Origin of the sequence: Stieleria mannarensis (genome assembly GCF_014154935.1) — a bacterium.
GTDB lineage: Bacteria > Planctomycetota > Planctomycetia > Pirellulales > Pirellulaceae > Stieleria > Stieleria mannarensis.
Genome location: NZ_JACEHH010000019.1, coordinates 738 through 15,919, shown reverse-complemented (window position 1 = coordinate 15,919; position 15,182 = coordinate 738). Strand labels below are relative to the sequence as shown.

1 protein-coding gene (only partly in view) is annotated in these 15,182 nt (G+C 61.2%); it reads left to right on the top strand.

The window, feature by feature from the left end:
* A protein-coding gene (locus H1B37_RS14300) for a CARDB domain-containing protein (RefSeq protein ID WP_182867348.1) crosses the window boundary here: on the top strand, window positions 1–15,182 show its final stretch. The gene continues 25,318 nt to the left of window position 1, outside the view; only the last 15,182 of its 40,500 coding nucleotides appear in the window; the start codon falls outside the window, past its left edge; its stop codon occupies window positions 15,180–15,182.

Here is a 15,182-nt window from a genome sequence, read left to right as displayed (position 1 = left end):
GCGACGACTATCGTTACGTGGTGACCGCGACCGCAGCGTCCAACCCCGCGCTACGTCTTGATGAAATCCGCTTCCCGGTCCCGACCGATATCACCCTCACCGACATCGTCGCTCCGCCCGCCTGGTCGATCGCTTACACCGCCGGCGCCGCGGAGATGTTGGTTTCGCCCGATGACCCCGACGATGGACTGGTCGGATCAAATCGGCTGACGTTCAGCTTCACCGCCGACACCGCACCGACGCCGGGACTCGCGACCGAAACCGTCGCGGATCTGGCCGGCGGTGGACAGTCGCGTTTCGTCGACGTCGCGATCGCGGTTCCCTCCGCCGCCGCGACCATCGCCGTCACCGATCACTACGATGCCGACGCGTCCGAGTTGCTTTCGGTCGATGTCGCCCACGGGCTGTTGGCCAACGACGCCGCGGCGGTCACGTCGCTGGTGGATTTTGATTCGACCACACGTTGGGGAGCCGACGTCTCGGTCAATTCCGACGGCAGCTTTGTGCTGTCCCCGGGCCGGGATTACGAAGGCGTCGGGCCGGGCGAATTCATAACCGACGTCTTTCAGTACACCGTGCGGGCCGCAGATTTTAGCCTGCACACGGCCAGCGTCTTGATCCGCATCAGCGGTGACAACCAGAACCCCATTGCACGTGACGATACGCCGACTCCATCGACGCCATCACTGTACGCGCGGGCGGGAATACCGGTCGTGATTGACACCGCCGACTTGCTCCGCAATGACAGCGACCCGGATGTCAATGATGTGCTGGGCATCGCATCGATCGCCATGACGAGTGCCTTGGGCGCCACCGTGATGCAAGTCGATGGAGTGTTCCGATACGACCCGACCGGTGTGGCGGCGTTTGAGAACCTCGCGGCCGGCGAGTCTCTGGTCGACCAGTTCAGTTACACGATCACCGACGGCAATGCGGAAAGCTCGCCCGCGATCGCCGAGGTCTGGGTGCAAAGTGCGGTGAACCTTCCGCCAATCGCCGCACCTGTTTCCGTAACCATCACGGAAGACGGATGGATCGATCCGGCGGGCTTCGACAGCTTGCTGGCCGGTGCCACCGACAGCGATCGTTTGCCCTCCGACCCGCCGTTGGCGACTGTTCCCGAAACGGTTACCAGCAACTTGGGCGCGAGCGTGGTGATCGCCGGCGACGGGACGTTCAGCTACGACGCCGACGACGTCACCGCGATCCAATCTCTCGCGCCGGGCCAGACCGCACCGGACAGCTTCATCTTTCGGCTGACCGACGGCTCGGACACGTCGTCGCCGCAAACCGTCACGCTGACGGTCACCGGCGTCAACGATGCACCACGTTCGGTCGACGACCAGTACAACGGCGTCGCCGCCGACGGGCGTCTGACAACCACGCTCGCCGACGGCCTGCTGCGAAACGACACTGACCCCGATTCGCCGCTGCCGCTGCTGATCGATCCCAGTCGGACCGACGCGTTGTCCGCCGGTGGCGCGGTTGTGACCCTGCGTCCCGACGGCACCTTCGATTACGACCCGACCGGCGTGTTCACCGAGTTGGCCGAGGGTCAGCGGGCATTGGACACGTTCACGTACACCGTGATCGACGACTTTGGGGCGACCTCCACCGCCACAGTCACCCTGGAAGTCGTCGGCGTCGACGACGCGCCGGTTGCCGGCGACGACGGCATCGAGCGTGGATTCTGGACGGTGGCCTCACGACGGCTTGACGTTTCGGCCGATAACGGTGTCTTGGCCAACGACCGTGACCCCGACACCGATTCGGGCGCCTCTACGCTGCAAGCCTCCTTTGACGGATACAGCCAGTACGGTGCACGTGTGGTCGTTAGCGCCGACGGCAGCTTCAGCTACGACCCGACCACCAGCGAAACCCTGCGGCAATTGCAAGCAGACGGCGTCGACGTCATCGACACCTTCACTTACACGGTCCGCGAAGCTGATGCGCAATCCCCGATCGCATCGCCGCTCGTTTCCGAATTCGCAGCCCCACCATCCGGCCCACCGGCCAGCCAAGCGTCAAGCCAAGGCGTCGTCGAAATCGTCCTCCGCAGCGGTCCCTCCGCCTACAGCTTTGACAAGGTCGCCGACGGATACGATCGCATCGGCAGCGGTGTGTCCATCAATAACTACGGCCTGGTCGCCTTCTCGGCCACCGAAGACGGCAAGGACAACCTGTATATCTGGGACGAAACCGGCGGCGTCAAACCCTTGATCCCCGACGAATTGGTCTTCGGCGAGAACAGTGTTTCGACACCGCCACGCGGCGAACTCACCGATTCGCCGATGATGCGGTTCAGCGACACCGTCCAAGTCAACGATGCCAACGGGGTCTACGCACAACGTCAGCTTAACGCCCGCGCAATCACCGGGATGGTCGCAATGGGATTGCCGTTGTTGACCGGAACCAACGTCGCGATGACCTACGCCGAACTTTGGAACGCCGACAGGTTGTATAACCCGTTGCCGGCCCCCGGATCGGGCGACACGGGCCAGGGTGGCGGCACGGATTTCTGTGCCGCGTACGGTGGCGGCGACAGCGACGACACAGACGCGGGCGGCGACGAGCCCGACGGAGATGACTCGGGCGGAGACGGCGATGGCGAACTGCCACAGCGTGTCCCGCCGCCGGAAAACAACTTCGCCAGCCCGCGTCAAATCGCCGTCGGCGACGAAGGACTGGCCGCCGCCGGATTGCGTTGGGGCGACCCGACGATGCTGGACATGGTGTTCGCCCAAACCACGGCCGTGCTGCCGCCGTTGCTGGGCACCGCCGCGACGGCCCAGTTCACCATGGTGCCACGGATCTGGACCGTCGACCCAGTCTGGTCCAGCGCCTTCTTCACACCGGTCAATCCAGTTTGGAACGCGTTTCAACACCCCGATGCGATTAACCTGACCACGTTGCGCTCGACCGCGTTGGTGACTTCATTGATGCCGATCTACGTCGACCAACTTTACGTCACGCCCTTCGTTTCGATTCACCCCGAGTCCGCTTCGGTCAACAATCGTGGCGAAGCGGTCTTCGTTGCCGACACCAATGACGCCGAAGTCGATCCGGGGTTGAGTCTGGTGACGTTCAGCCGCGAACGCGACCAACCCTACGTCCGAACCTTCATCGATTCGCCGGTCAAGAATGTTCAACTGTCCGACACCGGATGGTCGGCCTTCGTCCAAGATGGACAGGTCAAAGCGATGTCGATCGACGGGGAAATCAAGTCGTTTGGTTTGGCGGCGATCGGCGACGAAATCGCGATCAGCGACACCGGCGTGATTGCGGCCGCAGCCGACGGGCCGCTCGGACGCGGCATCTATGCGATCGATCCCGAAACGGGCCAGTGGGTTAAGGTCGTCGGCGAATCCGGCGACGGCGTGCTGGATGCCAACGAGGTCGATGTGGAAGGCCAAGACCGCGGCGGAATCGCCTCGCTACTCGGCGGACCGATCGGGATCAACGGAGCCCTTAGCACCGGGACCAGCGATCGAGGCGACATCGACGATCAGAGCGGTGAAAACGGCGGGGGTGGCGGAGGCAACGTCTGTGAGATCGGCGAAGACCTGACCCAGGGACTGGCCGGTCAACTCACCGGCGGCAAAGCGCCACCGAACGGAACGCCGTTCCTGACCGTCTCCTTCATGGCCGCCGACGCAAACGGCAAGCAAGGGTTGCACTCGGCCAAGTTCTACTTTCCCTCGGACACCGACCGCGACGTGCTGCCCCGGCCGATGTTCGTCGGTCACGGCAAAGTCATCGATCTCGGTGAAATCCTGCCCGGGATCGGAGCGGTCGACAAGATCGAAGGCTTTGACATCGTCAACAACTCCGGCCAGATCGTCTTTTCCACCGGCCAGGCGATCGTCCGCGCAACGGCCCCGGTGTACGCCACGGGCGAAGTCGTCTATGCGCTCGAAGGCCGCCCGACCAGCGAAAACGCGACCTTCGCCCGCGACGACGGCGCCGCGGTCGCCTCCTTCATCGCCGGCGATCCCAACGCTTCCGCATCCCAATTCGTCGCCACGATCGACTTCGGTGACGGAGAAACCGCGGTCGGTTCGGTGCGGCAAAAGACCAGCGGCACCGCCCTGGTCCCACTCAGCTTCGAAGTCGTCGCCGATCACGCCTATCATCGCGAAGGCCCCTACGCGATCACCGTCCACATCAGCGACACGAAAAACGAAACCGGTGGCCTGGCAGTTACCCTGGCCAACATCATCGACGTCAAAAGCGAAGAAAACCTCCAGCGGCTGGCGTTGACCGATGACGACGGTAACTCGATCACACCGCAAGTGCAAAGCTTCGCATCGCCGATCACCGACGGCGATCAAGGCGGTGGCGGAGGGACTACATCGGGCGGGACCGGTGCGGCGCCGACCTCCTTCGGGCTGTCCACCCACGTTGCCCTCGATCGCGCCGCGGGGACCTATGAAGTCGTCTCACTCGGCACGGCCGGCTTCTCCTATGCCTTCGGGTACGAAACCGCCGGCAGCAACGGCCTGGGCGAACCGAACGCCAGCCAACGGGGCGACGGCTCGGGCGTCAACGTTCGCAAAGTCATCGCCCGCGGCTCGGTCGACGGAGTCAGCTTTGCACCCGCCGCCTTCAACGTCGCTTCTTATGAAACCGCTTTCGACGGAACCGCCGACCTGACCGCGACGAACCAGTCGAATTCATCCAGCCAAAACGCCACCACCACGTCCACCATCGCCAGCAACTTCATCGACGAAAAAACGTGGGACCAAGGCCAATTCGAATGGACACTGCGCTCGCAAAAGCAGACCCAATTCACCACCAGCGGCGAGCGCTACGTCGATGGCGATCTCGTCGGCCAACTCGACGGACTGATCGGTGGCGGTGGAACCTCGATGGTCGGCAACTTCGTGATGCGGGGAACCGAGTCGACGATCGAAGTGCTGACCGAATCTGGTTCCAATGATTCAGCTGAGCGCAATCTAAGCATCGAGACGACGACCACATCGGATCACCAGGGCGGACGCCAACGATTCGACTTTCTCGACGCAGCGACCAGTACACGCGTCGTCCAGTCCAGCGGCTCGGTCAGTCGATCGGGGGACTATGCCATCTCGGTCACGACGACCACCCACGCAACCATCATCGATCGACGCCAGACCAACGGCCCCCAAACCACAACCACGTCGGGATCCAATCACGTCATCACGACGATGCAAAAGTCCGGCAACATCCAGTCTGGATCCTTCAACCTGTCCACCACGTCAACGTCGACCGGCAACCAATCGACCACGCTGACCAATCAAGGCCATCAGAACACTTCCGTCACCCACAGCACCTCGACGTCCAGCGTCACCGGCACCGGGAACGACCAAACCGGATGGTTCTCCTTCAGCAACGACAACACCTCGGAAACCACGACCGAAACGACCACGACCAACTCGGTCGATGATGACTATCGCGTGCAGTCGACTCATGAAAGCGTGACGGAATCGTCGGTCGACCAGTCCGGCAACCTGTTCGGCGGCGACTACGTTTACGACGAGCGTTTCGATCAGTCCTACACCACCGACACCGTCACCGACAACGGTCCCAGCCAAACCATCACCCACGCGACCGGACAAACCACCGGCACCAAAGAAACCACGGGCAACAAGAAAAGCGGCGAATTCACCATTGTTTCCGACTCCATTTCGACCGGCGATTCGACCTCCACCACGACCAACCAAACGGTCCAGTCAACCTCCACGACGCACACCGAAACCGAGTCCCAGTCTGAAAAATCCGGTAACGCCAAACAAGGCCACTACACCTTTGACGGTTACAGCTACGGAGAATCGGAAACGACCAGCCGATCGACCAACAGCCACGCTTCGGGTGTCTCACGCTCGGTTGAAACTCACCAGCGATCCGTCAGCGAATCAGAATACTTCGGCGAGGGCGACGCCCGATCGGGCAACCTGACCAAACAGGAAGACAATCGGTCCGAATCGACCTCCACACAAACCACCACCCACCAAACGGCCCGCACCGAGCAAACTTCCCAAAGTAATTCGTCCAGCCGCGTCGTCTCTCAGTCCAACACGCTGTCGGGGCTGTTCTCAACCTCCACCCAATCGCGTGCTTCGTCGACAACGACGACGTCCAACTCGAACCAGGACGCCGTGTCTTCGCAGACGCTGATCGTCGACCGCAGCTCCGACTCGATCGTGGAAGGTGATCGAATCACGGGCCAAGCGGTGACCCGGACCCAATCGTCGGCGACACAATCCACGACGGGATCTTCCAGCCTGCTCTCGCAGTCGTCCACTTCGTCCAGCCTGACAACCCTTCAATCACAAACGCAATCGACTCGCAATTCCGTCACGGGCGACTTCACATCCACCGAATCAGTCCTCAGCGAATCGCAACACTCCACCGCCAACACGAACCAGACGACCACGTCGCACCAAACGGCCGTCGGTCAGTCTTCCTCGACGACTCGTTCGACCGGCAACTCGATCCGCGGCGACGTCGTCCGCGATTCGGAATCCCAATCCAGCCGGCGTTCTCTCGCGGCCTCCTTCAGCGGCCCCAACCGACTGAACATCGGCAGCGACCTCGACATCCGCCTGAACCCACTCTCGGATCTCGGACTGCTCGCAGGCGACCTCTCCCTCTCGATCCCCGCCGGCACCACCCTCGGCAACGACGATCAAACTTTAGTGGTTTCCTCCACCACCTCCGAAAGCACGTCGACCAGCACCGCCAACAGCATCAGCGGTGTCTACGAAACCAGTTCCTCCGGGACGTCGTCGTCGGAAACTCGCTCGCGTCGTGGCAACCATTCCTCCGTCACCACGTCGCACACGACCGACCAGCGTACCGAATCGTCCGCCCAATCGGGCAATACGATCACCGGCGACCAGACTTCGTCTTCCACGTCGTCGTCCGCTCTGGAAAGTTCGTCGACCAACGAAAACCAGGGCCTCACTCGCACCGAGACATCAACCGCGACATCAACGCAAACCAGTTCATCCGCCGGCAACGAACTCTCCGGGATCTTTACCGGCGAATCCTCGTCGACCGACAACCAATCCTCGCACTCTGTCATCCTCAACCAAACGCTCCGCCGCGAAACCGAACAACAAACAACCTCCACCACCACGGCAACCCAATCGAGCAATCGAATTCTCGGCACCCGTCAATCCGAACAACAACTTGCGACCGAGACGACGTCGGAATCGACCGTCACCAACCAGACCTTCTCGTCCACCGAAGTCTCCGATTCCGTCTCGTCCATCACCGTCACCAGCGACAGCAATGCCAACACCGGCACCTACAGCGAATCTCGATCCGCTTCGACCACCGTCGACCGAGAATTCAATTCGGCCAACGGTCCCCAAGCCATTTTCGGCACCGAAACCACCTTGTCGACCACGGCCAGCACTTCGACCGGCAACAGCGCCACGGGGCTTTTCCAATCCACCGAGACGCTGAATCAAACGACCGAGGCGTCGACGGTCGAAACCAACCAAACCCTCCGCAAAACCACCACCTCGACCGCGACAACGGTGTCGGAATCCGATCGCAGCGGCAACTCCGTCACCGGTGATTATGCCGACTCCTGGCAAAACGAATCCTCCACCAGCGAATCCCAAACCAACGTCAATCAAACCCGAACCACCCAACTGACCTCCGCCGGCACCAGCACCAGCGTCGGGACGGTCACGGGCAACCACTCCAGCGGCGACTACACCCGCATCACCAGCGACGAATCAACGCTGACACGCAGCGACTCCACGACCAACGGTCCGCTGTCGGTCACGACGTCCGTGCAATCGGAAAGCTCCGGCACCACGACGTTGACCGGCAACACGATCCGAGGAACCAAAGACGTCTCCAGCGAGTTCTCCGAGACCTCGCAGCAAACCGACCAATCCGCCAACGGCCTGGAAACCACGACCCTCACACTCAACGACGAAACCTCCGGAACCACGCGACGCACTTCCAACGCCCTGTCCGGTACCTACAACGAAACGACGTCGATCCAATCCCAATCCACACGCCACACCGTTGCCACCAACCAAACCGAACGCACCGAAAACACGACCACGACGGGGTTCAACACCTCGGTGGACGAATCTGGGAATCAAATCACCGGAGCCTTCTCCCGAACCGCCACGTCAACCACGACGGGACAGTCCGACGAAACGACGACCAACCAAACGTCGACGAATTCCGTTCTCGCCAGCGAGACCGAGACATCCAGCGAACAGACTACCGGCAACTCGATCACCGGTGACCGCAGTGGTTCCATTGTTGCGACCACCATCAGCACCCTGGAAACGTCACTGCAAAACCAATCGCTGTCGGTCTCCGCCGAAATCGCCGAATCGGTCACCCGAACCACCACCTTCACCGGCAACGCGATCGCCGCCGAAAACACGCAAACGACCGAAAACTCCGGCACGCGAACCCGCGAAGAATCCGCCGCCAACGGCTCGCTCAGCGCCCAGGCATCCGAATCCACCTCGTTTGAGTCCACCGCCGCGCGATCCGAAAACGTGATCACCGGCGCGTTCAGCGAAACAATCCTCGGTTCCCAAACCTCACAGATCACCGGGGCCGATGAAAACAAAACGCTCGACGTCGACTACACGATCACCGAAACCACGTCCTACGAAAACACGGGAACGGGGAACAACACGACCGGCGTCTTCGAGAGCACGTCCGAGTCGGAATCCGATCGCACGCGCGTCGCCCAGAATACCAACGGACCGCTGACCGTCGATTCGACGTTGCACACGACCGAGCAGTCGTCCGAGTCGATTGCGGGGAATAACATCGCCGGAACCAGTATCTCCGAGCTGACGATCGAATCGACGTCCCAGTTGACTCAAAGCGACAGCAACCAGGACCTCCGCGTCACCATCACATCGACGGGATCGTCGCACACCGAAGCCACATCGACCGATCACCGATTCACCGGCGTTTTCTCCAGCGAATCGACAACCACCTCCAGCGAAGTTCGCTCTGAAACCGCCGTCAATCAAGGTTACCAATCAAGCATCACGGTCACCTCGTCGGCAACCACCCAATCGACCAGCAGCGGCAATTCGATCACCGGCGATGCCTCCTCAACCGATTCGGTCACTTCCAATCAGGCAACCACCGCATCCAGTTCCGTGCAAACCGAGACGGTCAGCGAATCGACGACCACCGAGTCGACTGTCTCGTCCACGTCGACCTTCAACACGATCACCGGTGGCTACGCGTCCGAATCCACCAACTCCGAAACGACCACATCCTCGTCGTCACTCGAAAACCAAACCCTCTCGGTCACGCTCACGCAGTCCGCCACGACTTCAACGACCACTTCGGATTCCGGCAACCACATCACCGGCGTCTACCAATCCGAATCGACGTCGACCAGCAGCGTTTCGGGCACCGGCCGAGACGTCAATCAAGTGCTCGTCGTCGACTCCACCTTCGACAGCCAATCAACGACCGAAACGCTCGAATCGGGAAACACGATTGACGGAACCTACCAGTCTACCGTGACCACGTCGTCGTCGGAGCAGGCGACCGAGTCGAATCAAATCGGACCGACGTCGAACAACGCCACCACCAACACGTTGTCGTCGACGGTGATGACCAGCGGCGATCACATCATCGGATCCTATTCGTCCTCCGGTTCATCCAACTCCGCCTCGACCTTCACCGAGTCCTTCGCCTACTTGGACCTTAGCGCGACAACCGTCTCCAGCAGCACCCGCGAAAGCACGTCCACCGAAACCGGCAACGAGATCGCCGGCACCAGCACCTCCACCCGCCACACCGAATCCACCTCGGCCGGCACCGCCACCGAAACGAATCTCCAGCTCGTGACCGTCGAGACGACGTTCACTGCTTCATCGACCAGTGACACCGAAACGACGTCCAACGCAATCAGCGGTGTCTATTCCAGCACCACCACGACGGCATCGAACAACTCGTCCAGCGAATCGAGTTCCAACCAGTCGCGGACTTTCGAATCCAACGCGTCGGCCACCTCCAACCAAATCACGACGCGAACCGGCAACAGTGTGACCGGCGAGTTCTCGCAAACCGGCTCCTCCAGTCACAGCGGCACCGAAACCGAAACGACCGCCAACCAAACGCTGACCAGCGTCGTCACAACCAGCTCCGAAGGCACCGGCGAATCATCGTCCTCCGGCAACGCAATCACCGGCGCGTCCGCCTACCGGTCCAGCGGAACCGACGAACAAACCATTTCGCAGAACGACACCAATCAAACACTCTCGGTCACCTCCACCGAATCCTCTCAATCGACTTCCACAAGCTCTGGCAACGAGAACGCGATCACGGGGACTTACGACTCGACCTCGACGATCGAGCGAACGTTCCAGCAGAGCGAATCGGAAACAAATCAGACGGAAACGACGACACTCAATCGCGATGGCAGCTCCCAGTCCACCACCACAACCGGCGGAAACCAGGTCACCGGCGACTACACCTCCACGATCGCGGGTGAATCCTCCGCTTCGGCAACCGGCCAAACCCAAAACCAAACGCTGACCGTCACCACGACCCAGCAAACCGAAACCACGTCCGAAACGTCGACCGAGACCGGGAACTCGCGCTTCGACACCTACCTAACCGAGTCGACTGCGACACACACGACAACCACCACCCAATCGTCGCAAAACCAGACCTCTTCCGCCTCCGCAACTTCGACGTCGACCACCGAAACCTCCAGCACCCGCAGCGGCAACCGAACCGGCGGCGACTTCACCGAAGAAACCACGCGCAACACGGTTTCCTCAGACGACGGATCTTCCGCCAACCAAACCCAGGCCCAAACCAGCGAAACGTCTCGCACCGTCGACGAAGTCTTTCGGCAGATCGGAAACGACATCACCGGACTGTACACCTCGACGGCTACCACCACGTCGACCTCCACCGACGACCTGTCGCAATCCAATACCGATCGCAACGTCTCCGGCCAGTCAAACCGTTCTTCATCGGCCACCACGACCGCCAGCGGCAACCGCGTGACCGGCGACTTCAGCGAAACCCGTGAATCCAGCAACCAGTCGACTCGCGAACAATCCGGAACGATCGCTGACCGGTCCTTCACCTTGACCGAGACGATGTCGACGACCTCGCTCGATTCGACCACCGGAAACGAACTCACGTCCGCGTCGTCCACCACGTCGTGGTCCACCGACACGTACAACTACACCAAACAAACGACCTACGCAGACGGCAATGATCAGAAAACCGTCACTCGCAGTGACACGCGGTCATCATCTTCTTCCGAAAACGCGATCACCGGCGTTTACACTGCGTCGACTTCCAGTTCCTCGATCACTGACGTCAATGAATCCGGCACCCGCAGCGAATCCTACACCGCCACGTCGCGCGTCGAAACGACTTCATCGTCAATCGAAGAAGGCAATTCCGTCGTCGGCAGCTTTGATGATTCAACCACCGCCGAATTCACTTCCGCCGTCACTCGTTCGTTGACCGACGCGGCAGGCACCCGGCTTTCGATCGCGGAAAACGCCGCCGGCGACTCGACCGGCGATCAATCCGGAAACCAGATCAGCGGCGCGTTCACAAGTGCTGACCAATCAGAGGCGACCGTCACGACGACCCAAACGCTCCAGTCCGCTGATGGCACGCACGACCACGCTTCGGTCAACACCGCGACACAAGAAACCTCGTCGGAATCCAATGGCAACTCCGTCACCGGCGTCGTCACCTCACACTCCGATGCGACCACCACCACGACGCTGACCCAAGACGGGACGGTGGGCGGACTGACCGTCGACTACGACTCCACGTCAACCGACGTCGCCGAAACCGATTCCACCGGCAACACCGTGACCGGTGTCTTCGATCACACCACCACAGGAACCGACACCTATTCGTTCACCCATTCGATCGACCGCGGACTCGACGGAAACGCCTCCATCAGCGGATCAGGAACGAAAACTTACACGGTCGACCTGGATGAGAACCGGCTGACCGGAGACCTTGCGCGTCGCGGCGAAGGATCCGACACCTATTCGCTTTCACAATCGGGCACCGACGCCGCGGGTGTCTACGAAGTCGCATTGACCGGCGCGGACAGCTTCACCGAAACTGAAACGTCCAGCGGAGAAACCGGTGTCTTCGATCGATCCACCGAAATCGACGGCAGCGTGACGGGAACGCGAACGATCAACTCGGTGGCAACGGACTTCACCGAAGCGGTCGATCAAGTCGTCTCGGGGCAAGGCAACTACATCGACGGTGACATCGACCTCACATTGACCGGCCGCGGACGCTACGACGCCCTGATCGATTTCGTCGACACCTCCAACGCCGCGACGGGCACGGTCGGCGATCTGGATCATTCATCGACCGGCGTTCCGATGGTTCTCGGATCGGCACCCACGCTCCCGACGGCCGGCGGCGCCGAATCACTCGGGGACGTTTCCGCTTCGCCGATCTCCTCGCGCACCGCCGCACCGGTCGGCAGCCTTAGCGGTGCCGCCTTCCGCGATGTGCAATCGACAGGCATCCCGGCGATCACCCCGGGAAGCCAGTGGTCCTCCAGTGCGACCGTGGACCGCTTCGCACAAACCGGCAGCGCGACGATCGAGCAATATTGTTTCCCCGCCGGAACCGAGATCCTGCTCGCCGACGGACACACCAAACCGATCGAACGAATCGTCCCCGGCGACACCGTGGCATCGGCCGAGTTCAACGGCGACGCCTCCACCGGCAATCTCACCACCGGGACCGTCACCGAAACCTACCACAACTCCCCGCAGCCGCTCCTCACCATCCACCTCGGCGACGTATCGATCGCCACCACCGCCGGCCACCCCTTCTACGTCCGCCCCAAGCCCACCGCATCGGAGAACTTGAAACATGAAACTCGCAACCTGAAACATGAAACCTGGACCCTCGCACAAAACCTCCGCCCCGGAGACCAGCTCAAAACCGCCAGCGATGATGCGTTAACGATCACCACGATCTCGCAACCGACATCGCCGCCGGTTCCGGTGTTCAATTTCTGTGTCGCCGAGCATCACAACTACCACGTTCGGCTGCCGGGGACCGATCACTTCGTCCTGGTTCACAACGATTCCTTCGGCACGTTCACCTACGGCAGCGCGCTCGTACCGGTGATCAACCAGGCCTATCAAAACAGCGGCTTCGCGGACGTCGTCGACGCGACGAACCAGCTGATCCAAACGGCCCAGTCGGCGGCGGCACCGTTCGTCGCGGCGGGGGCAGACGTCTATAACGCGGTCTCCAGTTTCATCGCGACGCAGCTGGAACCGTATCAAGACGAAATCGCTTGGGCGTCGGCGGTCGGCAGCGCGTTTTTCACGTCCGTCAGCGACACGCTCGCCGGCGCCGTCAACACCATTTCCGACGTGGCCAACACCGTGATCGTCGGCGCCGGGATCGTGGCCGACTTCTATGGCTTTGACGTCGGCCAGTCATGGATCGCATCGGGCCAAGCGGGAATCGCCGACAACACATTCCTGGGCGTCGAAGCGACACGGATTGCCAAAGCCGCTGTGGTCACGACGGCGCTCGCCGCGGCCAGCGCGGCGGTCGTCGTAGTCTCCGGCGGCACCGCGCTAGTGCCGGTCTTGGGGGCTTGGGCCGGCGGTGCGGACGCCTTCATCCAAGGCGAACTCGGCGAAGGGGCGGTGTGGTGGCAAGTCGCACTGGGGGCAACCTTCGGCGCGTTGCACCCGGTCGGCGCGATGGCCGGTCTGGGCGGGGGACTGACCGGATTGGCGACGGCCTATGCCGCCGGCGGAAACCTGGAAACCGGCTACATGGCCGGCAGCCTGATCGGCGGGATCACCGGTACGGGTTATTCGGCCTACGGGCGAGCCCTCGCGAAACTGGGCAGCACCGGCGCACTCGGCTACGCGGCCAAAGCGGTGGCGGTCGAATCGAGCGGCGCGGTGATCGGTTTCGGCTATGGGATCGCTACCGGCCAGGACTTGCAAACCAGTCTGACCTACGGGTTCTACGGACAGATGATCACCGGCGCGATCGGCGCCAAGACGGTCAAATGTTTTGTCGCCGGTACACCAGTCCACATCCCCTCGGCCGACCCCAGCCAGCGCTCCGCCACCAAACCGATCGAACAACTACGCGTCGGCCAACGAGTCTTAGGCGAGAACCCACTGGTCGACCGCCACGATCCCTGCTTGATCGAACCCGACTGGAGTCAATACGTCGCGGTCACCGCCAAAGTCACCAAACGCGACGGAGACATCCTCGAACTCACCACGCTCAAGCCCGACATCTGGCTGAAGACCAACAACGTCCGCGTCGGCAAACGCACCCTAATGGACATCCCAGTCGCCGACGCCCACAACGAAGCCCTGATCACCGCGATCAACCCCTGCCCGCCCATCCCCCCCGGCCCCGGCCGAGTGATCCTCTCCACCTTCCGCCACACCGCCCACGAAATTCTCTCCCTGACCATCGAAGGCGAACCCACCCCCATCCAAACCACCCCCGACCATCCGTTCTGGGATGAAGACGCGAAGTGGTTTATCAAAGCCGCCGATCTCAGCCCCGAATCCCAACTCCGCCACCCCGCCGGCACGGCCAAAGTCACCGCAACCACATCACATCAAACACAACAGCCCGTCTACAACATCACCGTCCACGGAGAAAACGTCTACGAAATAGGCCGAACTCACATTCTCGTTCACAACTCGGCGTCGTACGATGAAAGCGAAATCCGGGGCGTTCAAACAAACAAGCCCGCTCATCTCTTTCGTAAACTAATCGGCGACGCATATTTTGATGAATATCAGCGATTTGTTACCGGCCGACAGTACGAGCACTATTTTGACGTCGGTAAAGCGACTGGTGTTGATGGCATTCAGTCGAAATACATTGTCGAAGCCAAGTGGGCTGGACGCAACAATGCTGCCTTTCGGAAATCGGTCTACAATCCAGCAAACCCTCGGTACCACGAATTAGGAAAAGAATTGGACATCTTAGACCAAGCACACCGACTTATCGCGTTAAACGACGGCCTAAGTCTCAACGGAGTGAGGTACGCAATCTCCAATGCTGACGCTGCATCCCATTTTCAACGTCTCTTTACGGCGCACTTCACAGATGACGTCGCAAGTGGGACGCTGAAGGTATTTCATGTTCCCGGTGATGGGATGCAAAAACATAGGTGA